Consider the following 24,753-nt stretch of genomic DNA (forward strand, 5'->3'; position numbering starts at 1 on the left):
CTAGTGCACACACGTATACGAAGACAGCATTCCAGTGCCGTGTCGAGGTCGTTGGGGAAGACGTCCCTCGTCGAAGCTGGAGGTGTTGAAAGAATGCGTGTATTGAATCAATTCGCGGATGCGACGTCGGGTGTGGTCTACATCCACTCGTCGCCTGCCGCGCTGTGCCCGCACGTGGAATGGGCGCTGTCCGACGTGCTCGATTGCCGTGCGAACCTCAAATGGTCGGCGCAACCGTCGTCGGACGGGCAGCTTCGTGCCACGAGCAACTGGGTTGGCCCGGTCGGAACGGGCGCTACGCTCGCGGGCGTTCTGAGGTCGTGGCAGATGCTCCGATTCGAGGTGACAGAGGACGCCAGCGATGGCGTCGACGGCGAGCGGTTTGCGCACGTTCCTGGACTCGGACTGTGGCGCGGATCCACCAGCGCCAACGGCGATGTGATCCTCGGTGAGATGCGGCTGAAGTCAATGATCGATGGAGACTCAGGCAATCTTGCGGCCGAGATCGAACATGCCCTCGGTATCAGCTGGGACAACGCGCTCGAGTCGTACCGCACCGGGGGAGCAGGCGCAGAAGTGACCTGGCTCAGGCGCAACGCGGGCTGATTGCCACGGCACCGATTGTCGGCCGCTCAACGCGGCCTGCTCGATTGTGGGCTCTCTCGATCGCGCTCGGTATCGTTGTCAACCGTGCGAGGGTAGGAATGTGGGCAACTAGGTCTCGAATGGGGTGGTGTCATGTTGTCGACCGGTAAGGTCATTCGTTTCGACGAATTCAAGGGATACGGTTTCGTCGCGCCGGATGAGGGCGGCGACGATGTGTTCATTCACGTCAACGATCTCGATTTCGACAAGCGCCTTCTTGCGCCGGGTGTTCGGGTCGAGTACGTCGCCGAGCAGGGCGATCGCGGTCTCAAAGCGGGGCAGGTGCAAATCTTGGATTCGCCCAAACCCGTCACTCGTTACGCGGTTCCGGCGATTGTTCCCGACGCCGAGACTACGGAATACGACGATGTTGTGTGCGATGTCCTGTCGTTGCGGGAATTCTCTGCCGAGCTCACCGAGGCCTTGCTGCACGCCAATCGGGGACTGACCACGGAACAGCTGCTCGACGTGCGTCAGGTTGTCGTGCGGATCGCGCAGTCACACAAATGGCTGGAAGGCTAGAAACTCTCGGATCACAACGGGATGTTCTTGTGGTTTCCGCGCAGCGCAGGCGCCGCGGCCAGCGCTTTGGCGACGATCGATCGTGTGTGGGCCGGCTCGATGATCTGGTCGACCACTCCGATGGCCACGGCTCGCTCGACACCGCCGGCTATCGTCTCGTGCTCGATGGTGAGGCGGTCGTGAAGTGCGTCGCGCTCATCGTCCGGTGCAGCAGCCAACGCCTTCTTGTGCAAGATGCCGACGGCAGCCTTGGCGCCCATCACGGCGACCTCGGAACCCGGCCACGCATAGACGGCGGTTGCTCCGAGCGCCCGCGCGTTCATCGCAATATAGGCACCCCCATAGATCTTGCGGGTGACGAGCGTAACTCGCGGGACCTTTGCTTCGGCAAACGCGTGAAGCAGTTTGGCGCCGCGTCGAACGACGCCTTCCCACTCCATGCTGACACCGGGAAGGTAACCGGGGACGTCGACGACGACGACGAGAGGAATGCCGAAGGCATCGCAGAGACGGACGAAGCGAGCGGCCTTCTCGGCGCTCTCGGAGTTGAGACATCCACCGAGTCGGATCGGGTTGTTCGCGATGACTCCGACGGTGCGGCCGCTCAAGCGGCCCAGGCCGATCACGATGCTGCGTGCCCAGCCGCCTTGGAGCTCCTCGAACGTCGATTCCCCTTCGACGTTGTCGAGCAGTTCGTCGATGATCGGGTGTACGTCGTAAGCGCGACGGTTCGACTCCGGCAGCAGTGCGCGGAGGTCGGTGTCGCCGTGCTCGGCCGCAGCGATGTCGAACGTGCCCTGTTCGCTGAACATCGACACCAGTCGACGTGCGCGGGTGAGGGCATCGAGTTCGTCGTCGGCGACTATGTGGCAGACGCCTGATTTCTTGTAATGCGTATCGGGACCACCGAGCGAAACCATGTCGACCTGCTCGCCGGTGACGCTGCGAACCACGTCGGGCCCGGTGACGAACACACGTCCTTCCGGAGCCATGATGACGACGTCGGTCAGTGCCGGGCCGTACGCGGCGCCGCCTGCGGCAAAGCCGAGGACGACCGAAATTTGCGGGACGAGGCCGGATGCGCGAACCATGGCCTCGAACACGAGGCCGACGGCGTGAAGCGCTTCGACGCCCTCGGCGAGGCGGGCACCACCGGAATGCCAGATTCCGACGATGGGCGCACCGCGGTCGATAGCGATGTCGATAGCCGAAACAATGTGCTTGCACCCGTCGACACCCATTGCGCCGCCCATGACGGTGGCGTCGGAGCAGTAGGCGACGGTGTGGACGCCGTCGATGTCGCCGGATGCGGCGAGGAGACCGGACTTGTCCCGTTCGTGCAGCGAAACCATGGTTCCGGCATCGAACAGCTTCGCGAGACGAGCGCGAGGATCACGGGGGTCCGTGGAGCTACCCGAACGTGTCGAGGGGGACAGAATGGTCATCGCGTTCTCCTTCTGCGTGCCCTGTGAGGGGCGATCCTCGGGTGGGGCGCACATGCCCCACCCGAGTTCGAGTGCTCCGAGTCAGAACTTCACCGCGAAGTGAAAATCAGGCCCGACCGAAGGCGAGCGCGACGTTGTGCCCACCGAATCCGAACGAGTTGTTGATCGCGTAGTCGATCTGGCCGGTTCGGGCTTCGCCCTTGACGACATCGAGATCGATCTGCGGATCCTGATTCTCCAAGTTCAGTGTGGGAGGGATAATTCCCTCTCGCACTGCAAGCACCGTCAGCACCGATTCGAGTGCGCCGACGGCGCCGATCGAGTGGCCGAGTGCGGACTTTGGTGCGTAGACCGCGGCGTGGGTACCGACAGCCTTGTTGATTGCAAGCGCTTCGGCAGTGTCACCGATGGGTGTTGCCGTTGCATGCGCGTTGACGTGCGTGACGTCGGACTTCTGCAAGCCCGCAATCTCGATTGCACGTTGCATTGCACGTGCAGCGCCCTTGCCTTCGGGGTCGGGTGCCACGAGGTGGAATCCGTCCGAAGTAATGCCCGCGCCGAGCAGGCGTGCATGGATGGTGGCCCCACGAGCCTTGGCGTGCTCTTCGGTCTCGATGACCATGAGCGCGCCAGCCTCGCCGAACACGAATCCGTCACGATCCTTGTCGAACGGCCGTGATGCACCCTGGGGGTTGTCGTTGTTGGTGCTCATCGCGCGCATCATGGAGAAGCTCGCGATCGGCACCGCATCGATGTACCCCTCGACACCACCGGTGACGACCATGTCGGCGTCACCCATGACAATCATCCGCCACGCGTGAGCGATGGCTTCCGATCCCGAAGAACATGCGGACACTGGCGTAATAACACCTGCCTGTGCCTTCAGTTCCAAGCCCACGACCGCTGCCGGACCGTTGGGCATGACCATCTGAACGGCGAGCGGTGAGACTTTGCGGTAGCCGCCTGCCTTCATCTTCTCGGTGGCATCGATCAATGAATCGCCACCGCCGAGACCGGTTCCGATCGACACCGCGAGGCGAAGCGGGTCCACTTCGGGGCTGCCGGCGTTCTTCCATACTTCGCGACCGAGCACTGTGGACAGCTGCTCCACGTAGCTCAGCCTGCGGGCCTCGACTCTGGTGAGAAGAGATGTCGGACTCACCGCAAGGTGTCCGCCGATGCGAACGGGAAGGTCGTACTCGGCGACGAAATCGTCCTCGAGTGTTGCGATTCCGCTCTCACCGTTCAGCAGACCCTTCCACGTTGCGTCGACGTCGCCCGCGATGGACGTGGTCGCAGCGAGGCTGGTGACGACGACATTCGGGAAGCGCCCGTTTGCTGTGGATGGGTTGGTCACGGTTCGACTCACTCGCTCGCGGAGTCGTCGAGCTTGGACTTGATTGCCTCGGCAGCTTCGGGGTTCTCCGCTTCGAGCTTCTGGATGTACGACACTGCGTCGCCGACGGTGCGCAGGCCCGCGAGGTCTTCGTCGGGGATCTTGACGCCGTACTTGTCTTCGGTCTGAACTGCAATCTCGACCATGGACAGGGAGTCGATGTCGAGGTCGTCCACGAAGGACTTGTCGATGGTCACCTCGGAGGGTTCGATACCCGTGACCTCCTCGATGATCTCTGCAAGTCCGGCGATGAGGTCTTCCTGGCTGGCCACTGCGTGGCTCCCTTCATTCAGTGTCGGTACGCCGTGAATCGACGTACCGAAATCATGGTGCTGGTCGTTGTGTGACGTCTTCGTCGAATCTCGACGCCACGTGCTCGTCTCGTAGTGCAGACGGCACCCTGAGCCCGTGGGAACCAAGCCCACGGGAGGTTTGTGTCGAGCTAGATCAGCTCGGCCAATGCGGCAATATCCTCGGGTTTCTTGAGGCCGAGGGTCGGAGTGCCGCGCATTTCACGCTTGGCGATACCAACGAGTGCTCCGGCCGGTGGCAGCTCCGCCACGGCAGACACCGCAGATTCCCGCAACGTCGCGGTGCACAGATCCCACCGAACAGGCTTGGTGACCTGTGCGGCAAGCTTGGTGATCGCATCCGATCCCGACGTCACAGGCTTGCCATCCGAATTCGACAGCAGCGTGCGCACGGGCGCCGACGGGGTGATCGCAGCGGACGCGGCAGCTACCGCGTCCTGCGCAGGCGCCATGAAGCGGGTGTGGAACGCGCCAGCCACCGGAAGTGCGCGGACTCGCGCCTTCTCGGGCGGGTTCTCGGCCAGTTCCGCCAGTGCAGTGAGCAGACCGGCTGCGACGATCTGGCCGGCAGCATTGACGTTGGCCGGTTCGAGGCCGAGTTCTTCGAGGCGGGCGAGCACTGCGGCCTCGTCGCCGCCGAGGACAGCGGACATCCCGGTTGCCTCCAGCGCGCAAGCCTTGGCCATTTCCGCTCCGCGTACAGCTGCAAGAGTGACTGCTTCGTCGGACGAGATGACACCCGCGACCGCTGCTGCAGCGAGTTCGCCGACCGAATGGCCGGCGATGACGGCATCCTCCGGCAGAATTCCCTGCGCAGCAATTTCCTCGAACGCCAGTAGAGCTGCCGCCACGACCAGCGGTTGGGTCACCGACGTATCGGTGATCTCCGCCGCGGTCGCTGTGGTGCCCAGTCGCGCAAGATCGAGGCCCGAAGCCTTGGACCACAACGCAACGCGATCGGCAGCTCCTGGCAATTCGAGCCATGGCAGAAGCATGCCGGGTGTCTGGGAGCCCTGGCCGGGCGCAAGCAACGCAATCACATTGTTAAGGGAACACTGTGAAGGATCGTTTGGGAGGTGTCGCTGTGAATGAACTCTCGACCCTCATTTTGTGGAGACCCTACAAATCGGCTTGTGGGAGCTCCGCATCGCCACGACCCGCTCGGGCGTTACGTGACGATTTCACCGAATGTTACGTGTGTGGCGTGTGTGACTGGATACTGCGGTTCGTGATGGGTTCGAGCCAATCGACCTACCGTTGCAGCCACCCTCAACACATACGCATCACGCGATTGCGTCGGATCTCGTCCAGTGACTTCAGCTATTCTTTTCAGGCGATATCGGACAGTGTTTGGATGAACAAACAGCAGACGTGAGCAGGTTTCCACTGCCCCACCACAATCGAGATACGCGTCCAACGTGTCTGCGAGGCTCGATCCGGCCGACGACAAAGGGTCGACGATGAGTTCGTTGAGCGCTGCGACCGCAGCGGCATCGCCCAGAAGGGCCCGCTCCGGAAGCAGCTCGCCGGCATGCACTGGACGGGGAGCCCCGCGCCATCCCGCGACCGCTTGCGTGCCGGCAAACGCCTCGACAGCACTCGAATGCGCAGCTCCAAGCGTGCGCGTCGTCGGACCGATCACCACAGGGCCGTCGGAAAAGTTCTTGAGCATATCGTCGAGGAACGAATGGCTGGACGCGTCGTCGGACAGCTGCCCGCTGACCACCATGACCAGTCGAGTTCCCTGGACGACGGCCAACGCAGCCCGACCGTACTTCTGAGCCACCGCATGCACCGTGCCCACAACGGACACGCCTTGATCGTCGGGCGGTATGCCGACGAGGACGGTCGCTGGTGCTGTGGGATCCCAGTTGAGAGTTGCTGCGCGCGAGAGCATGTCCGAACCGGTATCGCCTCTGACTACGGCATCGACTACCAACGCCTCCAGGCGAGTGTCCCAGGCCCCGCGCGACTCCGCAGCACTGGCATAGACCGACGCCGCCGCGAAGCCGAGCTCTCGCCCGTACCGAAGAACGGCCTCGGTCAATGCCACGAGCTGCTGATCGTTGCGGGCGAGTGCGGGCAACCACTGCTCGAAGAACTCCATCGCGACCCGCACCATGTCGACGGTCTGTCGAAGAGTGAGTCGCCTGGCCAAATCCTGAGGAATGACCTGGAACGCATCGAGACTGAAACGAATATCGCTCTGAGGGTTCTTGAGCCACTCCAAGAAATTGTCCACAGCCGTCTGGATCAGCAGCTGAACGCTCGCCCGTTGCGCAGCGTCCAGGCCACCGAAGAACGGGAGCTGATCCTGCATGGCCGTCACAGCCTCCGTCGACAAGCGGCCGGAAAACTGTTTCACGCGCCGCAAGAGCGCATCGGGAAGGGGATCGCGTTTCTGCCGCGCCGGAGTCAGGGCCTTCCCCGGCAGATGTACCTCGTTGTCGGTGATGTAGTCGTCTCGGACTGCGCTCTCGGATTCTCGGGTCACTCCGCCGGCTGCGCTCTCAGATTCTCGGGTCACTCCGCCGGCTGCGCTCTCAGATTCTCGGGTCACTCCGCCGGCTGCGCTCTCAGGATCGACCATGGGAAAAACCTACGCCCGCCCACTCGTGTGCGAGGAAACGGACACGAATGGGCGGGCGTGGTAACTCATGTCCCGGTTATGCGGAACCGGTGTCGGCGAACGAGGTGGGCGCAGCCGCCACGTCGTCGATCTTGTACTTGTTCGCAGCCTCGACGGCCTTGGACTTGTCGATCTCACCTGACGCCGCGAGTGCGGACAGCGTAGCGACGACGATGGACTCGGCGTCGACGTTGAACACTCGTCGCGCAGCCGGACGGGTATCGGAGAACCCGAAGCCGTCGGTGCCGAGGGTGACGTAGTCACCCGGAACCCATTGGCGAATCTGATCGGGAACCGCACGCATCCAATCGGAGGCAGCGATGACTGGGCCTGCGGCATCGGACAGGGCCTGCGTCACGAATGGGACGCGCTTGTCGGCGCTCGGATCGCGCAGAGCGTCGCGCTCGGCATCGATACCGTCGCGGCGAAGCTCACCCCACGATGTCACCGACCACACGGCGGAACGGACGCCCCACTCGTCCTGCAACAACTCCCTGGCCTTACGTGCGGAAACGAGACCGACTCCCGACGCCAACAACTGTGCCTCGGGTCCTTCGCCGTCCTGCGGTGCCTCGAACCGGTAAATGCCCTTCAGGAGACCCTCGACATCGAGGTTCTCCGGCTCCGCCGGCTGCTGGTAGGGCTCGTTGTAAAGGGTGATGTAGTAGAAGATGTTTTCTCCACCGAAGCCCTCTACACCGGGGGTTCCGCCGTACATCCGACGCAGGCCGTCCTTGACGATGTGTGCGATCTCGAACGAGAACGCCGGATCGTAGGCAACCGCAGCCGGGTTGGTCGATGCAAGGAGCAACGAGTGGCCGTCGGCGTGCTGCAGGCCCTCTCCGGTCAGCGTGGTTCGGCCTGCAGTGGCTCCGAGGACGAATCCGCGTGCCATCTGGTCGGCGGCGGCCCACAGGCCGTCACCGGTGCGCTGGAAGCCGAACATCGAGTAGAAGATGTACAGCGGAATCATGACCTCGCCGTGTGTCGCGTACGACGTGCCGACCGCTGTGAACGAGGCCGTGGAACCTGCTTCGTTGATGCCCTCGTGCAGAATTTGACCGACTGAGCTCTCCTTGTAGGCGAGCATCAGTTCCGAGTCGACCGACGTGTACAGCTGGCCGTTGCGGTTGTAGATCTTCAACGACGGGAACCACGAGTCCATACCGAAGGTGCGGGCCTCGTCGGGAATGATCGGCACGATTCGGTGGCCGATTTCCTTGTCGCGCAGCAGTTCCTTCATGACGCGCACGAGCGCCATCGTGGTGGCAATTTCCTGCTTGCCGGAACCCTTGAGCAACGTCTTGTACGTGTCGTCGCTCGGCTGAGGCAGCGGCTTCACGTCCACTCGACGCTCGGGGACGAAACCACCGAGCTTGTTACGACGGTCGAGCATGTACTGGATCTCGGGAGCATCCGCACCGGGGTGGTAGTACGGCGGCATGTAGGGATCCTTCTCGAGCTCCTCATCGGAGATCGGGATGTGCTGCAGATCGCGGAAGGTCTTCAGGTCGTCGAGGGTCAGCTTCTTCATCTGGTGCGTGGCGTTACGACCCTCGAAACTCTTACCGAGGGTGTAGCCCTTGATGGTGTGCGCGAGGATGACCGTCGGCTGACCCTTGTGCGCCATCGCCGCGGCGTACGCAGCATGGACCTTGCGGTAGTCGTGACCGCCGCGCTTGAGGTTCCAGATCTCGTCGTCGGAAAGATCTTTCACCAGTTCCTTGGTGCGGGGGTCGCGACCGAAGAAGTGATCGCGGACGTAACTGCCGTCGTTGGCCTTGTAGGTCTGGAAGTCACCGTCGGGCGTGGTGTTCATCAGGTTGACGAGGGCGCCGTCGCGGTCGGCATGCAATAGTGCATCCCACTCGCGGCCCCAGACGACCTTGATGACGTTCCAGCCGGCTCCGCGGAAGAAAGACTCCAGTTCCTGGATGATCTTGCCGTTACCGCGGACGGGCCCGTCGAGACGCTGCAGGTTGCAGTTGACGACGAACGTCAGGTTGTCGAGGCCTTCGGTTGCTGCGACATGAGCGAGTCCGCGTGATTCCGGCTCGTCCATCTCGCCGTCTCCGAGAAACGCCCATACGTGCTGGTCGCTGGTGTCCTTGATGCCGCGGTCGTTCAGGTAATGGTTGAACCGTGCCTGGTAGATGGCGTTCATGGGGCCGAGGCCCATCGACACCGTCGGGAACTCCCAGAAGTCCTGCATCAAGCGGGGGTGCGGGTACGACGGCAGAGCGCCGCCCTCGTCTTTGTGACTTGCTTCCTGGCGGAAACCGTCCATGCGCTCGGCCGGGATTCGGCCTTCGAGGAACGCGCGGGCGTAGATGCCGGGGGAGGCGTGGCCCTGGATGAAGATGTGGTCGCCGCCGCCCGGGTGGTCCTTGCCGCGGAAGAAGTGGTTGAAGCCGACCTCGTACAACGCTGCCGAAGATGCGTACGTGGAGATGTGACCACCAACGCCGACACCCGGCCGCTGTGCGCGGTGGACCATGATCGCGGCGTTCCAGCGAATCCAGGCGCGGTAGCGGCGTTCCATGGATTCGTCGCCGGGGAACCACGGTTCGTTCTCGGTCGGAATGGTGTTGACGTAGTCCGTCGAAGTCAGCGACGGCAGAGCGACGCGGCGCTCACCAGCGCGCTCCAGCAACCTCAACATCAGGTAGCGAGCGCGGTTCGGGCCCGACCTCTCCAGCAAACCATCGAAGGATTCGATCCATTCGTTGGTCTCGTCATTGTCGATGTCGGGCAGGTATGACGCAACACCCTCGCGGATGACGCGGACCCGACCCTGCGAGCCGGTAGGCTCGCTCATCTTGCCGGCAGTCTGTGTGGTCTGCCGATCGTCCTGGTTCAACTCGGACAACGTGTGTACTCCTCAATGTGGCGGTCGCTCGGTGCGGCGGCCGTTCCAGGTATCTCGCCTACTGTGACGGCGATCTACGTTCCTCATTCCGGTGATTCTCCTCAATCCTCCTACACATCTTTCGCCGAGGTCGTACAGAGTCCCAATACTCACCAGTAGAAATTTATGTACGCAATTTCGGCGCGGTCAGCTTGCGGATACGGCCGAAACACTGTTCGCTTGCACTACTTCACCCACTATGCAAGGAGGTCACCACCGTGGTCGCCGCGGCGGACGCTCAGAACTACGCTCAGAAACTTGGAATCACCCGCGACTTGGTCGTTCAGGAGCTGGGCTGGGACGAGGACACAGATGACGATCTGCGTGCGGATGTAGAGGACACCATCGGTGGTGAAACCCTCGACGAGGAATCCGACGAGGTCATCGACGTTGTGCTGCTCTGGTGGCGCGACGGAGACGGTGACTTGGTCGACGCTCTCATGGATGCCATCGGTCCTCTTTCGGACGGTGGATTCGTCTGGGTCCTCAGCCCCAAGACAGGTCTTTCCGGACACGTCGAACCCAGCGAAATTGCCGAGTCCGCACCGACAGCAGGATTGACGCAGACTTCTGCGGCCAATCTCGGTGACTGGATCGGAAGTCGACTGGTTCAGCCCAAGACTCAGGCCACGAAGCGGTAGAGACACCTGGAACAGGAAGACTGATTTCGATGCCACTCGAGGTGGGCGCTCTGGCGCCCGACTTCACGTTGAAGGACCAGAACAACCAGGAAGTGGCCTTGTCGTCGTACCGCGGCGCCAAGAACGTTCTCCTGGTGTTCTATCCGCTCGCGTTCACCGGCACATGCCAGGGTGAGCTGTGCAAAGTTCGTGACGAACTGCCCAAGTTCGAGAACGACGACACCGCGGTCCTTGCCATCTCTGTCGGTCCGCCTCCGACCCACAAGATCTGGGCGGCCGAGCAGGGGTACACGTTCCCGTTGTTGTCGGATTTCTGGCCACACGGTGCGGTCGCTCAGGCTTACGGTGTGTTCAACGACAAGGCAGGATTCGCCAACCGCGGGACGTTCGTCATCGACAAAACCGGAGTTGTTCGGTATGCCGAGATGAACCAACCGGGGGAAGCTCGCGACCAGTCCGCATGGGAGACGGCTCTCGCCGTCGTTTGACCCACACCATACGGTCTCTGACCTGGTGAATTGTAGTTCTGGCGCGGACGCGATAAATTTCTCGAAGCGTTCCGGTGGGTCCACCCCGCCGGAACTCGGGCGTATAGCTCAGCGGTAGAGCTCTGGTTTTACACACCAGCGGTCGGGGGTTCGAACCCCTCTGCGCCCACTCGACCGAAGTGCCGCACCCTTATATTGGGCGCGGCACTTTTTGGTGGCGAGGTTGTTGCGCGAGCACGCACGCAGGATGTTTGCCAAAGCGCCTACCAATCTCACTCGAAATGAGATCAAGCAGCGGTGGTTCCAGCGATGCGATCAGCGAGTCGCGAACCCGATTCGGTGAACCTCTGACGCCCCAAACTGGAGAACGACGCATCCTCCGATAAGAACGCCGATGCGAATATCTCGATTTCGCCAATGATGGCGACCGCAATCACACCTGCTTCTGCTGCAGGCATTCGGCCCCGCGCCTTTTTCGCAGCTGAGCTGAGCATCGGAATCAGCATCAGGGTGTTCGCGCGCCGGATCGCTTCGACCTGCTGGCTGGCTCCACGGGACTGGACGAAATAGACACTGGCTCGGGTTCTGTTGTCTTCGAGCCATGCCAGGAACGGCTCGAAAAGTGAGCCCATTCGGCGTGCAGGCACTATGACTTCGGCTGCGAGGCGCTCCACCTCGGCGACGTAGGTCAACGAGAATTCGCGCAAGCCTTCGAGAAGAATTTCTTCACGCGAAGGGTAGTGGTAATAAATCGCCGCCGATGTCATGCCCGCGGCGTGCGCAATATCGGCGACGGTCACCGAATCGACTGGCCGCGAGGAGAACAACTCGAATGCCGTCTCGACTATCACACCGCGACGCGACGGACGATGCGCTGGACGCTTCACTGTTGCCGACATCAACTCTCCTTGGGCTTCGGTCATGCAAGACTAGTGCTTCGATCGATGAGAAGGGGGCCCGCCGTGGGCAGTCGGGGGCGCGCAGTGGGCAATGAGGGCAAGACCGTGGTGATCGAGAGCAAATCACCACATCGCCCGTCTCGACGGCACGAAATCGTCGATGCCGCGATCCGGGTATTTGCAGCGAAAAGCTTCTCGGACGCCAGCGTTCAGGATGTAGCCGTCGAGGCCAATGTGGTTCCTTCCGCTGTGTATTACCACTTCGCCAGCAAGGACGAGCTATTCGAGTTGGCAATGCGTCGCGTACTCGACATGGTGAATGCGGTCGTGGCCGACGTCCGTACACAAGAGGATTCCGACGCCGATCCATCGCTCGAGGCGGTCATCATCGCGGTGTGGAACTGGGTCGAAGCCTATCCCGAAGAGGCGCGCTTACTGCATTCTCATCTACCTGGAGCAACGGCCGAAGCATCGGCGCTTCGTCGCGAATTCGAGGCTGTCCACGTCCAGCGAGCATTCGACTACCTACCGCCGAGTCCCGCGTCCACCACCAAAAGAGCTGCTGCCATCCAGCATGCATCGCACGCGCTGTCCACCAGGACGCTGATCGAATTGCTGATGACCATTCACGCACTACGGATAGACGAGGGGCCGTTGAGCAAGCACGCCTCCAGGGGCCTGTCTCGGGCTGTCGTCTCGGTATGCGAAAGAATTGTCGTGGGGGACTGAACCTCTTTGGGATAGTCCACTGATGATCAGTCCACTAATTGTTCACTGCCTGTGCTGCCAACCCAATTCCGAGCGCAAGCATGAAGGCTGCGATCGCGCCGTCGAGGACCCGCCAGGCTGACGGCTTGGAGAATGCCGGACGGAGAAGTCGGGCCCCGTAACCCAATGCGGAGAACCAGACGACGCTGGCTGCTGCTGCACCCACGCCGAACCACACCCGTGCGGCCTCGTACGTTGCTGCTACCGAGCCGAGCAGAAAGACTGTGTCCAGGTAAACGTGTGGGTTGAGCCATGTCAGTGCCATCGCGGTGACGACGGCTGTCCCGAGGCGCGTAGGGCCGACGTCGTCGTTCGGGGTGAGAGACGCCGGTCTGAATGCACGCCGGGCGGACACCGCGGCGTAAAGCACGAGGAAGAGCGCACCTCCCCAGAACGCAATCTTCACGAGACCGGGCGCCACGTTGGTGAGCAGGCCCGCGCCGGCCACACCTGCTGTGATCAGGATCAAGTCCGACACAGCGCACACGCCTACCACTGCCAGCACGTGCCTGCGTGCAAGGCCCTGTCTCAGCACGAACGCGTTTTGCGCGCCGATCGCAACGATCAGGGACAAACCGAAGGCAAAGCCGGCAAGGGGCGCCGCGAACAAGGAGTGCATGACTCGAAGTTAGAACTGAACCCAGGATTAGTACAGCAAATGTTATATAGGGTGCGTTAGCATCACTAATGCACTCAATCGATCTGCCTCAGCTCGAAGCGCTGGCGGCCGTCATCGACGAAGGGTCCTTCGACGCCGCCGCGACCCGGTTGCACGTCACCCCGTCCGCAATCAGTCAACGAGTGAAGTCCTTCGAGACGGCGGTCGGTGCCGTGCTGCTGCAGCGGTCCAAACCAGCCCGAGTAACCGAAGCTGGCGTTCCGTACCTGCGTCTGGCGCAGCAAATTCGATCTCTGGTTGCGGAGATGGCGACGTACGCGGGCAGTGGCGACGTGGTGACTGTGCCGATAGCAGTGAACGGTGATTCTTTGAACACTTGGGTTCTGCCCGCGCTGGCGCAACTGTCGGGCTCGATGGACTTCGACATTCGTCGCGAAGATCAAGACCATTCGGCGGAGCTGTTGCGCCAGGGAATCGTCATGGCAGCAGTGACGGCGTCCGCGGATGCGGTGCAGGGATGTTCGGTCACCCGGTTGGGAATCATGCGTTATCGGCCCATGTGTTCTCCGCAATTTCGAGACGAATGGCTCGCGGAGGGACCTTCAGAGGGAGCGTTGTCCAGGGCGCCGATGCTCGTGTTCGACAGATCGGACGATCTTCAGGACCGCTATCTTGCGCAATGGGGCGGGGCCTCTCGGGGCGGCCGCAGGCATTACGTACCGTCGTCCGCCGACTTTGCCGAAGCGGTCCGTCTCGGTCTCGGGTGGGCGGTGCTGCCCAGGCAGCAGAGCGTTCGGTGGGAAGCGGACGGGCAAGTGATCGACATCGCCCCGAACACGTGGGTCGACGTCACGCTCTACTGGCAGCAGTGGAAAGTGCGCACAGCAGCGTTGGAAAAGTTGTCCGACGTAATCGTCACCGCCGCTCGTGCGAATCTCGACTGAGCGCCTTCACGGTTCCTTCATAGCTCGTTACCCGTCTTCTTACGCCACAGCGTTGGTCAAACATTCATAGGGTTGTAAATCCACCCAAGGATAAGTTCTTGGTATATGTTTCTCTGACAGAATTGGTCCATGTGGTTTGTTGTAATTCACAGGCCGGGTGGCTGGATGTCTGCGACGGGATTACTCGGCCCGCCCCGTTGTCCCGCCCTCCTCGGGCAGAGTCGAAGCGAGTCTGGATAGTGGTCGAAATCGGAACGCAACCACCGCGAGCGCTGAAGGCCCCACGCTTCTGGTCGTTGTCAGCGTGGCCAGTTCGCGCGAAGGTTGCGGCCGTCGCGGTGCTCCCTCTGGCACTGGCCATGGGCTTCGGTGTCCTGCGAATCCAAACCGAGTTGTCCGATGCCGCAGAACTGTCCGCCGCAGCCGACAATTCCAGCATCGTCGTTCCGATTCTGGCGCTCGATCGTGCAGTCGGCGACCTCGCGCTCACCGGCGCACGTGATCCTGGCACCGACTACGCTCCCATCCTCGACGGCGTCCGCACAGTGCTCGGGTCGAGAAGGTCGGAAACCACGTCGAAGGCGCTTGCGGATTTCGAGAGGGCTGTCGATGGAGCCGAAGCTCTCGACGCTCGTCTGCAGAACGGGCCGGTGAGCCCGTTGGAACGTGGAGCGGTCACCAATCGACTGACCCAAGCGATTTCCGCGTTGCTGGTCGACGGTCTGTCGGTGGAAAGTGCAGTACCTCGCGCGTTGACGACTACCGTCGTCGACGCGATGTCCGGTCGGCGAAGCGCTCAGATCCAACAACTTCTGGTGTCGGTTCCCGACGTCGACCTTGCCGATTCGGTCAACCGAGTGGCCGGACGCGAAAGCTCCGATCTCGCTGCAGTGGGCGTGGCGGTCGGGGCGGATTCATCGGAGATGCGCACGCTCCAGGCGCTTTTCGACGGCAGGCTCGAGAGCTATGCCTCTGCTGCGACCGGAGGACCAACCAATGCATTTTTGTCCGCCGAGCAGTCGACCGCCCTCTACGGGGTGATTGCGGATCGATATGCCCAAGACCTGGTGAGAACGCTGTCCTCGGAAGCACTCGATCGGCGTTCCATCGCCCTCCGCGACACCGCGCTCGTGCTCGGTTCGGTTCTGATGGCGTTGGTCTTGGCGCTCGTCGTGGCTCGGTCGCTGGTGCAGCCCATCAGGCGGCTACGGCTCGGGGCGCTCGGCGTCGCACATCGTGCGCTCCCTTCAGAGATCGAACAGATTCGTTCGGGCGGGCATACGCCCGAGATCGAGCCGATCCCGGTCCACACCGGCGAAGAGATCGGGCAGCTGGCTCGGGCGGTAGATGCGATTCACGAAGAGGCGCTTCAGCTTGCGGGTGAACAGGCACGTCTGCGAGTGCAGGTCGGCAACATGTTCGAAACGCTTTCTCTCAGAAGCCGTTCGCTCGTCGACCAGCAGCTGGCGCTTATCGAGGAACTCGAACGCGACGAAGACTGTCCACGACGACTCGACAGCTTGTTTCGTCTCGACCACCTGGCAACCAGAATGCGACGCAACGGCGCCAATCTCATGGTCCTTGCCGACACAGCTTCGCGTCGCGCCCTCGGTGATCAACCTGTTGCACTCGATGTAGTCATGAGCGCAGCAGTGTCCGAGGTCGAGGACTATCGCAGGGTCCTGATGCTGGATGTTCCCGACGCAGCACTCTCGGCGGGGGCTGCGGCCGATGTCGTCCACCTCGTCGCCGAATTGATCGACAACGCATTGCGTTATTCGCCCCCGGACAGCGCAGTCGCCGTTACCGCCGCACGCGCGGTGGAGGGGGGCATCCTGCTGGAGGTTGCCGATCGCGGACTCGGCATGCCGCCCGCCGACATCGAGGAAACCAACGACCGATTGACCGCCGGTGGCGAGGTTACCCCTGAAACAGCTCGGCGTATGGGCCTGTTCGTGGTTGGGCGCCTTTCTCAGCGGCACGGTGTGACAGTCCGACTGCGTGCGACGCAGGTGCAAGGGGGTGCTACCGGTGTCACCGTGAGTGTCCACATTCCCGTCAGCTTGGTGGTCACGTCGTTCCCGACGGCCGAGCATTTGCGTCCGAACCGTCGGCAGGGTGCTGTGGCGGTCGACAAGGTGGCATCGCCGCTCGCCACCTCGTTGGCATCGACCGAGTCGGCTGCCGAACGAACGGCCCCTGTCTCCCTGTTTGAGCGCACAGCCCTCTCGAGCGGGAGGAACGGTCAACCTGCACCGACGACACCGGTATCGAATCTGCTGCCACCACCGCCACAGTCAATGCCCATCAATCAGCGAATGGTGTCGGAGTGGTTGGTCGATCCGGCCACTGGACACGGCCGTTCGCCTTCGTGGTCGTCGCCCGCTGACGCCGGGTGGGCTGCAGCCGAGACCGCCACCGAGGCGCCGGTTGCTAACAAAACGGAATCCGGGCTCCCTGTGCGTAAGCCCGGTGCTCGGTTGGTCCCGGGCGCAGTCGACTCCGCCGCTGCGCTCTCCAGTTGCAGCGACGACGTCCCGGCCTCGGCAAGCCAGCGCTCGCCGGAGAGCGTTCGAGCCACGCTGACCACACATTTCAAGGGTGTTCGAAGAGGTCGCGCCGAGGATGTCAACGGCCGACACAGAACGGCTGCAGACGAATGACTCACCCCATCGCGTCGACCCCCGACAGCTCGCTCGACTGGCTCGTGTCCAACTTCGCACGAGACATTGTCGGTGTCGCTCACGCGGTGCTCGTGTCGGCGGATGGCTTGCTCATGGCGGCCAGCGAGCAGCTTCCTCTCGAGCGTGCCGAACAGCTGGCGACTGTGACATCAGGTTTGGCAAGCTTGTCCTCCGGTGCCGCGCGGTTGTTCGACGGCGGGTCCGTGCTGCAGTCGATCGTGGAAATGGACAACGGGTATCTGCTCCTGATGAGCGTGGGCGACGGGTCGCATCTCGCGTCGCTGGCGGCTGCGTCCTGCGACATCGGGCAGGTCGGTTACGAGATGGCAGTCCTCGTCGAACAGGTGAGCGGCATGGTCCAACCGGCAGCTCCGATACGAGGGCGGTGATGAACTGTGGGTGGACTTTGGTCGAATTACGTTGTCGGAAAACCTGATTCAGAATCTGTTCGGTACGCGCGCTCGACCGAGCGTGTTGGGCCTCATAGGAGTTCTTATGGATCATTCGCACTCGATGCAGCACTTTTCGATGGGAATCTGGCTGGTGTTTCTGGCCTACATTGTCTCCGTGGTCGGATGCGTAGTGGGACTGGCCTGTACCCGGCAATCGGCCGTTGCGCCGACGGAAAGGGGACGGTTCGGTTGGCTCGTCATGGCCGCGGTGTCCATCGGCGGTATCGGGATCTGGATGATGCACTTCATCGCCATGCTCGGATTCTCGGTCGACAGCAGCGTCGCGCGGTACAACATTCTCTGGACTGTGCTGTCCGCGTTGTTGGCGATAGGAGCAACATTGGTGGGTCTGCTGACCATCGGCCGCCGGGTCAACGTCTGGACACTGCTGCTCGGTGGTGTGGTGATGGGGATTGCGGTCAACGTCATGCACTACACCGGAATGAACGCCATCAGAATCCAGGGCTCGGTGTCGTACGACACCAGGCTCGTCGCGGTTTCCGTTGCCATCGCCGTCGTCGCCGGAACTCTGTCGCTTTGGTTCACTCTGGTGCTGCAGAAGCCTTTGCTGTTGCTGACCGCTGGTCTCGTCTTGGGAGTGGCCGTGGTCGGAATGCACTACACCGGAATGGCAGCGGTGAGTGTGAACGTGGATCCGGCAGCACCGGTGCCGTCCGGCATCGAAGTGTTCAACCTACTGTTCCCGGTCTTCGTGATCGGACTTCTCGCACTTGCCGTTCCCATCACCGCACTGTTCGTATTGACCGAGGACATGGACGAGGCGCCGGTCCTACCGGAGCGCACGACCGTTGGCTGATAGGTCACCGCCTCAGTCGGATATATGCGCGTCCCAGCTCGGTACCCGATCGCCAGGCGCTTTCGACGCGTGGAGACCCGGTGGCGCACCACTGGTCACCCGCGAAGCCGAGTGTCCCGGTGGCTGTATCGGTCAGCCCATAGTTGGACCCGTGGGATTCGACGGGTTTGCCGAACGTCCAGCGATGCGCATGAGACCACAGCGGAGCAGGGAGGTCCAACAGTTCTCGAATCGACCGTTGGATCGGGTCGACGGCTCCGGCCGGTTCCGAGATGTGTTCGTTTGCAAACGTTGCAGTCGTGTGGACCACCAGAACCGGTGCGCCGTCACCCCTCCTTGATCCGTCGTCGGCGACGAACGCCACAACCGGATGTTCGTTGACGAACGCAGCGTGTTCGAACGGAAGGGCCAGTTCTTCGAACCCGAACACCACAGAGAGGACGGGGTCGTACCCGACCGCGTCGGGCACCGACGTAAGCCGCTGTGCCTGGGGGTCCGGCATCGCAAGGAGCACGTCACCGTCGGGCATCTCTGTGACGTGTTCGGGCAGGAATGGTATGTCGGTCAGTAGGTCTCGGACCAGCGACCGCAATCCACCGGGCGTCGCCCATCTCACGGGGCCGGTACTGCTACGGGGCTCGGCGCCTTCCGCCAGTACGCCGAAAGTTTCTGTCCACGGTTGCGCTAGTCCGGCGGACTCCCATCCGGCAACGACTTCGGCAAACTCATCGTCGCGGACCGTGAAATAGCCGGCACCGACGTCGACCCGTCGTCCGTGCAACTCGGGTGACGCCATTCGGCCACCTACTGCTCGTCCGCGGTCGATCAACCGGAACGGAACACCGGCGTCTCTGAGCGCGACGGCACATGCTGCGCCCGCGATGCCTGCTCCGACGATGCTGACTGGGACCGGGGGAGTGCTCATGCCTTCACCGTAGGCGTTTCCTGCCCGGGAGCCGCACCTCCAAGGGCTCGTGCGTTGGAGTGGTGCCGACGATCAGTAGTCTTCGTTGCTCAGTACCGGTACCTAGTGTTACTTTGTACCGGTAGTCAGTGACACTGGGTAGAGGGGAGAATCATCCGATGGGCAATCAGACGACGGAAATGCTGAAGGGAACGCTCGAAGGCATCGTGCTCGCGATTCTCTCCGCCCGGCCGGCATACGGCTACGAGATCACCTCCGAGCTCAGAGAGCAGGGATTCGCGGAGATCGCCGAAGGCACGATATACGCACTCCTGGTTCGCATCGAGCAGCGTGGCCTCGCTGATGTGAAGAAGGTTCCCTCCGAGAAGGGGCCGCCGCGGAAGGTGTATTCGATCAATAATCAAGGGCGCGAACAACTGTCCGATTTCTGGACGACATGGAGATTTCTCGAGGAAAGAATCGACAAGCTCCGCGACGCAGCCGAAGATGCGCAGAAGCAAGGAGGGAAATGAGCATGGCCGCCAAATGGATAGAGGCAATCACCGGTTCGATGGAGCAGAAAAAACAGTACAAGGTGCACATGGCTCGCATCGAAGGTCTCCCTGAGCCGCATCGCTCCGCTGCCATGGCGTGCAGCCGATACCTTCTGTATTACGGAGCCGTCTCGGACGGCGACCTTCTCGTCACGATGATGGGAGATCACGCGGACCTCTGGGAGCGCGCATCCGTCGATGGGACACATGTTCGCGACGTCGTGGGAGGTGATCCGGTGGAGTTCGCTGAGGCCTTCGCCGCCGCCTATTCCGGCAAAGAATGGATCGACAAGGAACGCGAGCGCCTCAGGGAATCAATCGATGCGGCAGTGGGCGAGACCGAACAGGCGCCGGAATCATGACCGTCGAGACGACTCGTGAGCCAGCAATCCGGGTCGCGGGCATCACGAAATCCTTCAAGGATCTGCACGTGCTGCGCGGTGTCGACTTCGACGTTCCTGCAGGCAGTGTCTTCGCGCTCCTCGGCTCAAACGGCTCCGGCAAGACCACGCTTGTACGAATCTTGTCGACGCTTGTGAAAGCAGACGCTGGCAACGCAGTGGTCCGCGGCTTCGACGTTGCGAAGGCACCGAACGAGGTGCGTCGATCGATCAGCCTCACCGGGCAGTTCGCAGCCGTCGACGAGGTACTCAGCGGTCGCGAGAACTTGATGCTCATCGCCAAGCTCCGTCATCTGAAGAATCCAAGAGAAATCGCCGATGACATGCTTGCTCGTTTCTCGCTCGTGGACGCGGGGCGCCGCAAGGCCGCGACCTACTCCGGCGGTATGCGCCGTCGGCTCGATATCGCGATGAGCCTGATCGGAAACCCGCCGATCATCTTCCTCGACGAGCCGACCACGGGCCTGGACCCGCAGGGACGCATCGAGGTGTGGGCGACGGTGAAGGAACTCGCCGACGGCGGCACGACGGTCCTGCTGACAACGCAGGATCTCGACGAAGCCGAGCACCTTGCCGATCATATTGCAATCCTGCACCAGGGCAGGATTATTCAGAGTGGCACCCTCGTCGAACTCCGCACACTCCTCCCGTCCGCCGTGATCGAGTATGTCGAGAGGCAACCCTCGCTGGAGGACGTGTACCTCGCACTGGTCGGCAATGCTGGGCCAGCCGGAAACGCTGCGGAGTCCGCACGAGAGGAAAGCCGATGACCTCCTATATTTACAGCGACACAATCACTCTCACCGTCAGATCCCTGCGCCACATCCTCCGAAGCCCTGACACGATCATCACGACGGCGGTCACCCCGATTGCGTTGATGTTGCTGTTCGTGTACGTGCTCGGCGGCGCTATCGATACCGGATCAGACCAGCCGTACATCGATTACATGCTTCCGGGAATACTGCTGATCTGCATTGCGTCGGGCATCGCCTACACCGCCTATCGCCTATTCCTCGACCTGCAGGGAGGCATTTTCGAACGCTTCCAGTCGATGCCCATCGCCAGGTCCAGTGTGCTCTGGGCGCACGTGCTCACCTCATTGGCCGCAAACCTTGTCTCGGTTGCGATCGTCACCGGCGTCGCACTGGTCATAGGATTTCGCAGTGGTGCGTCGATCGCTGCCTGGCTGGCGATCGCCGCAATGCTTACGCTGTTCACGCTCGCGCTAACGTGGGTTGCCGTCATCGCAGGGCTGACGGCGAAGACTGTCGACGGTGCTAGCGCATTCAGCTATCCGTTGATCTTCCTGCCGTTCGTGAGCTCGGCATTCGTACCAACGGATTCGATGCCGGCACCTGTGGCGTGGTTCGCGGAGAATCAGCCGGTGACCTCGATCGCGAACTCAGTCCGTGCGCTGTTCGCGCAGGAACCGGTGGGAAACGACATCTGGCTTGCCATCGCCTTCCTGGGCGGCACCGTCGTCGTCGCCGTCGCGATTGCCATCGCCATTTACCGCAGGAAAATGAGCTGAACGGTCCAGGGTCCAGCCGCGAGTCCACCCGAACTGATCGTCGATCGCTGCGGCCAGTTCCCCCTCGGGCTCGTCTGCACCTCCGGGGGGGGAGAGGTTGGTCCAGAACTGCGAGTGATCGAGCTGTCCACCGAGGTGACAGCAAGGTTCTTCTCGTGCAGAAAGATTCGAGCATGGTCGCCTGCATCTCGCGCGTCTGCGAGTTGATCCAGTGCGGTATTGGCACCCGCGACGTATGTTGCCGGGACACGAATCAGTAGACGGCGCGATAGAGGCGTGCAATCTCTGCAGCGGTGGGAACCACCGGATTGTTCGCTGGCGAGCCCGACGCCAACGCCTGTTCTGCCATGAGGGGAGTCAGCTCGTCCCACCGCGCCTTGTCGATTCCGTAGGTGCTCGGTCTTGGTACCTCGACATCGGAACACAGGGTGTCGATGAACTCGATCAGTCTTGCCGAAGCATCCTCGTCGGAGTCGGTACGCTCGGCCGCCCCGAGTTGCCGTGCGCAGTCCGCGTACCGATCTTGGGCCCCGGGAATGGAGAAGGCGGTGACAGCCGGCAACAACATGGCATTGGAAAGGCCGTGCGCGACATGGAAATGCGCACCGATCGGTCGACTCATGCCGTGTACGAGACACACGCTCGCGTTGGAGAATGCCATCCCAGCCTGGGTGGACGCGTGCATCATGGCCTCGCGCGCTTCCCGATCAGACCCGTCACGGTATGCCCGCAACAAAAACTTACCGATCGACGTCATAGCGGACAACGCAAGTCCGTCCGAAATCGCATTGGACTTTTTGCTGACGTACGCCTCGATGGCGTGAGTCAGTGCATCGACACCTGTGTCCGCGGTCAATCGAGCGGGCATGGACATCGTGAGTTCGGAGTCCACGATGGATGCGATAGGCAGGAACGACAATCCAGGGCACAACATCTTCTCATCGGATTCTACATCGGTGATGATCGTGAATTGTGTTGCTTCGGAACCGCTTCCCGCGGTCGTCGGGATAGCGATAATCGGCAGAGCCGGACCCGAGTACGCGCGAGGAGCTTTGAAATCGCGCATCACCCCGCCCTGCTCGGACAGCACAGCCAACGCCTTGGCTGTGTCCATCGGGCTGCCCCCACCGAAGCCGATGAGCGAGTCGGCACCGTGTGCTTCGACAGCGTTGAGTCCGGCCAGTAGCGACTCGGTCGTCGGATCGGGCACGGTCTCCGCGAACAGGGCAGGCGTCTTGCCTGCCGCCGCGATGATTTTCAACAGTCGTTCGGCCGAACCGTTCCCGACCATGAACGCGTCGGTGACCAGCAGAGGACGGTGGACGTTCAGATCCTCGAGCACCGAACCGAGCTCCTCGACGGAACCGGGCCCGAGTTTGAGGAAACGAGGAAACGAAATATTGGCAACCATGTACTACCCCTTCGTAGATACAACCGACGCACCTGCACTGCACACTATTGCCTGTTTTCACCGGAATTCTGTCGATCCGTGGAGATCGTGGACGCCGAGGTGCGGGCGACGTGCCCACCCCACCTTCCTCGCGAATGCTCTTGTGTTCGTGTGGGTGAGACGAGTTTTTCCGGGAATCTTTTCAGACGCGGAGCGGATCTAGTTGTTCTCGGGGAAGCCGAGGTTGATGCCGCCGTGGGAGGGGTCGAGCCAGCGGCTGGTGACGGCTTTGCCGCGGGTGAAGAAGTGGACGCCTTCGGTGCCGTGGGCGTGGGTGTCGCCGAAGAGTGAGTTTTTCCAGCCGCCGAAGCTGTAGTAGGCCATGGGGACGGGGATGGGGACGTTGATGCCGATCATGCCGACCTCGACTTCGTTTTGGAAGCGCCGTGCTGCGCCGCCGTCGTTGGTGAAGATGGCGGTGCCGTTGCCGTAGGGGTTGTTGTTGATGAGTTCGAGAGCTTCGTCGTAGGTGTCGACCCGGACGACGGACAGGACGGGACCGAAGATTTCGTCCGTGTAGATCGACATGTCCGTCTTCACGTGGTCGATGAGGGTGGGTCCGAGCCAGAAGCCGTTCTCGTCTCCGTCGGCTTTCACGCCGCGGCCGTCGACGACGATGGTGGCACCGTCGGCTTCGCCGGCGTCGATGTAGGTGGCGACTTTGTCGCGGTGGGCTTTGGTGACCAGGGGTCCCATGTCGGAGTTTCGGGTGCCGTCGCCGGTGACGAGGGGTCTTGTGCGTTCGACGATTTTGGCGACGAGTTCGTCGGCGATGTCTCCGACGGCGACGAGAGCGGAGATGGCCATGCAACGTTCGCCCGCGGAGCCGAAGCCTGCATTGACCATGGCGTCGGCGGCGAGGTCCAGGTCGGCGTCGGGGAGGACGATCGCGTGGTTCTTGGCGCCGCCGAGTGCTTGGACGCGTTTTCCGTTGGCGGTGCCGGTTTGGTAGACGTACTGGGCGATGGGGGTGGATCCGACGAAGGAGATCGATTTGATCTTTTTGTTGTCGAGGAGTTCGTCGACGGCGAGTTTGTCGCCTTGGAGGACGTTGAAGACTCCGGCGGGCAGTCCGGCTTCGGCCCAGAGTTCGGCGAGCCAGATGGAGGCGGTCGGGTCCTTTTCGGAGGGTTTGAGGACGACAGTGTTGCCGGTGGCGATGGCGACGGGGAAGAACCACATGGGGACCATGGCGGGGAAGTTGAACGGGGAGATGACGGCGACGGGTCCGAGTGGTTGGCGGATGGAGTAGACGTCGATGTTGGTGGAGGCGTTTTCGGTGTAGCCGCCTTTGAGGAGATGGGCGATGCCGCAAGCGAATTCGACTACTTCTTGGCCGCGGCTGATTTCCCCGAGGGCGTCGGAGAGAACTTTGCCGTGCTCGCTGGTGATGATCTCGGCGAGTTCACCTTTTTTGGCGTTCAACAGTTCGCGGAAGTTGAACAGGATGGTGGTGCGTTTCGCGAGGGAGGTGTCGCGCCAGGCGGGGAAGGCTGCGGCAGCAGAGTCGATGACGGCTTTCGCGTCCTCGAGGTTGGCCAGCGCTAGCTGTCCGGTGATCTCGCCGGTGGCGGGGTTGGTGACCGTGGCCGTGTTCTCGGAGGTGCCGGGGTAGGACTTTCCGTCCAGCCAATGCGCAATAGTCGTCACAGTTTTTCCTTCGCTCGACAGTGTGACCCCAGTCTTCGATGCAATGCTGCTCATGTCAAAGGTTAATTTTGCACATCTGCGTGCAAAAATGCACA

General features: G+C 62.0%; 24 protein-coding genes, 1 tRNA gene and 1 pseudogene. 14 read left to right on the forward strand and 12 right to left on the reverse strand.

The window, feature by feature from the left end; all coding sequences use genetic code 11:
* Positions 1 to 93 precede the first annotated feature (93 nt).
* Both QMK17_RS06445 and QMK17_RS06450 read left to right on the forward strand, forming a co-directional pair.
* Positions 94 to 606 carry a DUF3145 domain-containing protein gene (locus tag QMK17_RS06445; protein WP_283507636.1) on the forward strand — a complete coding sequence of 171 codons (513 nt, stop codon included), beginning with the start codon at positions 94 to 96 and terminating at the stop codon, positions 604 to 606.
* 132 nt (positions 607 to 738) lie between these two features.
* Positions 739 to 1,167 carry a cold-shock protein gene (locus QMK17_RS06450; protein ID WP_283507639.1) on the forward strand — a complete coding sequence of 143 codons (429 nt, stop codon included), beginning with the start codon at positions 739 to 741 and terminating at the stop codon, positions 1,165 to 1,167.
* A gap of 11 nt (positions 1,168 to 1,178) precedes the next feature.
* On the opposite strand, the gene QMK17_RS06455 is transcribed toward QMK17_RS06450, so the two are convergent.
* The 6 genes from QMK17_RS06455 to aceE all read right to left on the reverse strand — a co-directional run bounded on the left by QMK17_RS06455 (position 1,179) and on the right by aceE (position 9,766).
* Positions 1,179 to 2,612 (reverse strand): acyl-CoA carboxylase subunit beta, encoded by a 1,434-nt coding sequence (locus tag QMK17_RS06455; RefSeq protein ID WP_283507641.1) that lies wholly within the window; start codon positions 2,610 to 2,612, stop codon positions 1,179 to 1,181.
* Positions 2,613 to 2,718: 106 nt separating this feature from the next.
* Positions 2,719 to 3,969, reverse strand: coding sequence for a KasA/KasB family beta-ketoacyl-ACP synthase (locus tag QMK17_RS06460; RefSeq protein WP_283507642.1), 1,251 nt, complete (start codon positions 3,967 to 3,969; stop codon positions 2,719 to 2,721).
* Positions 3,970 to 3,977: 8 nt separating this feature from the next.
* Positions 3,978 to 4,280: a meromycolate extension acyl carrier protein AcpM gene (gene acpM, locus QMK17_RS06465; RefSeq protein ID WP_283507643.1), complete on the reverse strand. Its 303-nt coding sequence runs from the start codon at positions 4,278 to 4,280 to the stop codon at positions 3,978 to 3,980.
* Between the two features lie 170 nt (positions 4,281 to 4,450).
* A complete protein-coding gene (locus QMK17_RS06470; protein WP_283507644.1) occupies positions 4,451 to 5,359 on the reverse strand; it encodes an ACP S-malonyltransferase in 909 nt (302 codons plus the stop codon).
* 128 nt (positions 5,360 to 5,487) lie between these two features.
* Positions 5,488 to 6,909, reverse strand: a complete 1,422-nt coding sequence (locus QMK17_RS06475) for a PucR family transcriptional regulator (protein WP_283507646.1) — start codon at positions 6,907 to 6,909, stop codon at positions 5,488 to 5,490.
* Between the two features lie 76 nt (positions 6,910 to 6,985).
* The gene (gene aceE / locus QMK17_RS06480) at positions 6,986 to 9,766 is read right to left on the reverse strand and encodes a pyruvate dehydrogenase (acetyl-transferring), homodimeric type (protein ID WP_283507986.1); all 2,781 of its coding nucleotides are present in this window, start codon (positions 9,764 to 9,766) and stop codon (positions 6,986 to 6,988) included.
* Positions 9,767 to 10,074: 308 nt separating this feature from the next.
* Between aceE and QMK17_RS06485 the strand changes: the two genes are divergently transcribed.
* From QMK17_RS06485 to QMK17_RS06495, 3 genes are all read left to right on the forward strand, one after another.
* On the forward strand, positions 10,075 to 10,497 hold the full coding sequence (locus QMK17_RS06485; RefSeq protein WP_283507648.1) for a DUF3052 domain-containing protein: 423 nt from the start codon (positions 10,075 to 10,077) through the stop codon (positions 10,495 to 10,497).
* A gap of 29 nt (positions 10,498 to 10,526) precedes the next feature.
* On the forward strand, positions 10,527 to 10,985 hold the full coding sequence (locus tag QMK17_RS06490) for a peroxiredoxin (RefSeq protein ID WP_283507649.1): 459 nt from the start codon (positions 10,527 to 10,529) through the stop codon (positions 10,983 to 10,985).
* 97 nt (positions 10,986 to 11,082) lie between these two features.
* Positions 11,083 to 11,154, forward strand: a tRNA-Val gene (locus QMK17_RS06495).
* A 118-nt stretch (positions 11,155 to 11,272) separates the two neighbouring features.
* Here the strand turns inward: QMK17_RS06495 and QMK17_RS06500 are convergent.
* The gene (locus QMK17_RS06500; RefSeq protein ID WP_283507650.1) at positions 11,273 to 11,884 is read right to left on the reverse strand and encodes a TetR/AcrR family transcriptional regulator; all 612 of its coding nucleotides are present in this window, start codon (positions 11,882 to 11,884) and stop codon (positions 11,273 to 11,275) included.
* 63 nt (positions 11,885 to 11,947) lie between these two features.
* Here QMK17_RS06500 and QMK17_RS06505 point away from each other — a divergent pair, with 63 nt between their 5' ends.
* The gene (locus tag QMK17_RS06505; protein ID WP_283507652.1) at positions 11,948 to 12,613 is read left to right on the forward strand and encodes a TetR/AcrR family transcriptional regulator; all 666 of its coding nucleotides are present in this window, start codon (positions 11,948 to 11,950) and stop codon (positions 12,611 to 12,613) included.
* A gap of 34 nt (positions 12,614 to 12,647) precedes the next feature.
* On the opposite strand, the gene QMK17_RS06510 is transcribed toward QMK17_RS06505, so the two are convergent.
* Positions 12,648 to 13,271 (reverse strand): LysE/ArgO family amino acid transporter, encoded by a 624-nt coding sequence (locus QMK17_RS06510; RefSeq protein ID WP_283507653.1) that lies wholly within the window; start codon positions 13,269 to 13,271, stop codon positions 12,648 to 12,650.
* Positions 13,272 to 13,339: 68 nt separating this feature from the next.
* Here QMK17_RS06510 and QMK17_RS06515 point away from each other — a divergent pair, with 68 nt between their 5' ends.
* From QMK17_RS06515 to QMK17_RS06530, 4 genes are all read left to right on the forward strand, one after another.
* Positions 13,340 to 14,215 carry a LysR family transcriptional regulator ArgP gene (locus QMK17_RS06515; RefSeq protein WP_283507654.1) on the forward strand — a complete coding sequence of 292 codons (876 nt, stop codon included), beginning with the start codon at positions 13,340 to 13,342 and terminating at the stop codon, positions 14,213 to 14,215.
* 296 nt (positions 14,216 to 14,511) lie between these two features.
* On the forward strand, positions 14,512 to 16,878 hold the full coding sequence (locus tag QMK17_RS06520; RefSeq protein ID WP_283507655.1) for an ATP-binding protein: 2,367 nt from the start codon (positions 14,512 to 14,514) through the stop codon (positions 16,876 to 16,878).
* Positions 16,875 to 17,288, forward strand: coding sequence for a roadblock/LC7 domain-containing protein (locus QMK17_RS06525; protein WP_283507657.1), 414 nt, complete (start codon positions 16,875 to 16,877; stop codon positions 17,286 to 17,288). The genes QMK17_RS06520 and QMK17_RS06525 overlap by 4 nt, the downstream gene beginning before the upstream one ends.
* A gap of 106 nt (positions 17,289 to 17,394) precedes the next feature.
* Entirely contained in the window at positions 17,395 to 18,168 is a 774-nt protein-coding gene (locus QMK17_RS06530; RefSeq protein WP_283507658.1) for an MHYT domain-containing protein, read from the forward strand.
* Between the two features lie 4 nt (positions 18,169 to 18,172).
* Here QMK17_RS06530 and QMK17_RS06535 read toward each other — a convergent pair whose 3' ends face one another.
* Positions 18,173 to 19,093: an NAD(P)/FAD-dependent oxidoreductase gene (locus QMK17_RS06535; RefSeq protein WP_283507660.1), complete on the reverse strand. Its 921-nt coding sequence runs from the start codon at positions 19,091 to 19,093 to the stop codon at positions 18,173 to 18,175.
* Between the two features lie 158 nt (positions 19,094 to 19,251).
* Between QMK17_RS06535 and QMK17_RS06540 the strand changes: the two genes are divergently transcribed.
* From QMK17_RS06540 to QMK17_RS06555, 4 genes are read left to right on the forward strand one after another with little or no spacing between them, the layout of a single operon-like run.
* The gene (locus tag QMK17_RS06540; RefSeq protein ID WP_283507988.1) at positions 19,252 to 19,605 is read left to right on the forward strand and encodes a PadR family transcriptional regulator; all 354 of its coding nucleotides are present in this window, start codon (positions 19,252 to 19,254) and stop codon (positions 19,603 to 19,605) included.
* Between the two features lie 2 nt (positions 19,606 to 19,607).
* Positions 19,608 to 19,988 (forward strand): DUF1048 domain-containing protein, encoded by a 381-nt coding sequence (locus QMK17_RS06545; RefSeq protein WP_283507662.1) that lies wholly within the window; start codon positions 19,608 to 19,610, stop codon positions 19,986 to 19,988.
* Positions 19,985 to 20,797, forward strand: coding sequence for an ABC transporter ATP-binding protein (locus QMK17_RS06550; protein ID WP_283507663.1), 813 nt, complete (start codon positions 19,985 to 19,987; stop codon positions 20,795 to 20,797). Before QMK17_RS06545 ends, QMK17_RS06550 begins: the two co-directional genes overlap by 4 nt.
* Complete coding sequence (locus QMK17_RS06555; protein WP_283507664.1) at positions 20,794 to 21,558, forward strand: ABC transporter permease; 765 nt, start codon at positions 20,794 to 20,796, stop codon at positions 21,556 to 21,558. The genes QMK17_RS06550 and QMK17_RS06555 overlap by 4 nt, the downstream gene beginning before the upstream one ends.
* A gap of 27 nt (positions 21,559 to 21,585) precedes the next feature.
* Here the strand turns inward: QMK17_RS06555 and QMK17_RS06560 are convergent.
* The 3 genes and pseudogenes from QMK17_RS06560 to QMK17_RS06570 form a co-directional block, all read right to left on the reverse strand.
* Positions 21,586 to 21,800, reverse strand: a pseudogene (locus tag QMK17_RS06560) (superoxide dismutase); the annotation flags it as partial.
* A gap of 11 nt (positions 21,801 to 21,811) precedes the next feature.
* The gene (locus QMK17_RS06565; RefSeq protein WP_283507665.1) at positions 21,812 to 22,969 is read right to left on the reverse strand and encodes an iron-containing alcohol dehydrogenase; all 1,158 of its coding nucleotides are present in this window, start codon (positions 22,967 to 22,969) and stop codon (positions 21,812 to 21,814) included.
* Between the two features lie 198 nt (positions 22,970 to 23,167).
* Positions 23,168 to 24,712: a CoA-acylating methylmalonate-semialdehyde dehydrogenase gene (locus QMK17_RS06570; protein WP_283507666.1), complete on the reverse strand. Its 1,545-nt coding sequence runs from the start codon at positions 24,710 to 24,712 to the stop codon at positions 23,168 to 23,170.
* Between the last annotated feature and the right edge of the window lie 41 nt (positions 24,713 to 24,753).

Source organism: Rhodococcus sp. G-MC3 (genome assembly GCF_030063335.1).
Classification (GTDB): Bacteria; Actinomycetota; Actinomycetes; order Mycobacteriales; family Mycobacteriaceae; genus Rhodococcoides.

Coding starts and splice junctions, on each gene's coding strand:
- QMK17_RS06445 (WP_283507636.1), top strand. CDS start 94: ATGCGTGTATTGAATCAATTCGCGGATGCGACGTCGGGTGTGGTCTAC.
- QMK17_RS06450 (WP_283507639.1), top strand. CDS start 739: ATGTTGTCGACCGGTAAGGTCATTCGTTTCGACGAATTCAAGGGATAC.
- QMK17_RS06455 (WP_283507641.1), bottom strand. CDS start 2,612: ATGACCATTCTGTCCCCCTCGACACGTTCGGGTAGCTCCACGGACCCC.
- QMK17_RS06475 (WP_283507646.1), bottom strand. CDS start 6,909: ATGGTCGATCCTGAGAGCGCAGCCGGCGGAGTGACCCGAGAATCTGAG.
- aceE (WP_283507986.1), bottom strand. CDS start 9,766: ATGAGCGAGCCTACCGGCTCGCAGGGTCGGGTCCGCGTCATCCGCGAG.
- QMK17_RS06490 (WP_283507649.1), top strand. CDS start 10,527: ATGCCACTCGAGGTGGGCGCTCTGGCGCCCGACTTCACGTTGAAGGAC.
- QMK17_RS06500 (WP_283507650.1), bottom strand. CDS start 11,884: ATGTCGGCAACAGTGAAGCGTCCAGCGCATCGTCCGTCGCGTCGCGGT.
- QMK17_RS06510 (WP_283507653.1), bottom strand. CDS start 13,271: ATGCACTCCTTGTTCGCGGCGCCCCTTGCCGGCTTTGCCTTCGGTTTG.
- QMK17_RS06515 (WP_283507654.1), top strand. CDS start 13,340: ATGCACTCAATCGATCTGCCTCAGCTCGAAGCGCTGGCGGCCGTCATC.
- QMK17_RS06525 (WP_283507657.1), top strand. CDS start 16,875: ATGACTCACCCCATCGCGTCGACCCCCGACAGCTCGCTCGACTGGCTC.
- QMK17_RS06530 (WP_283507658.1), top strand. CDS start 17,395: ATGGATCATTCGCACTCGATGCAGCACTTTTCGATGGGAATCTGGCTG.
- QMK17_RS06535 (WP_283507660.1), bottom strand. CDS start 19,093: ATGAGCACTCCCCCGGTCCCAGTCAGCATCGTCGGAGCAGGCATCGCG.
- QMK17_RS06540 (WP_283507988.1), top strand. CDS start 19,252: ATGGGCAATCAGACGACGGAAATGCTGAAGGGAACGCTCGAAGGCATC.
- QMK17_RS06545 (WP_283507662.1), top strand. CDS start 19,608: ATGGCCGCCAAATGGATAGAGGCAATCACCGGTTCGATGGAGCAGAAA.
- QMK17_RS06550 (WP_283507663.1), top strand. CDS start 19,985: ATGACCGTCGAGACGACTCGTGAGCCAGCAATCCGGGTCGCGGGCATC.
- QMK17_RS06555 (WP_283507664.1), top strand. CDS start 20,794: ATGACCTCCTATATTTACAGCGACACAATCACTCTCACCGTCAGATCC.
- QMK17_RS06565 (WP_283507665.1), bottom strand. CDS start 22,969: ATGGTTGCCAATATTTCGTTTCCTCGTTTCCTCAAACTCGGGCCCGGT.
- QMK17_RS06570 (WP_283507666.1), bottom strand. CDS start 24,712: ATGAGCAGCATTGCATCGAAGACTGGGGTCACACTGTCGAGCGAAGGA.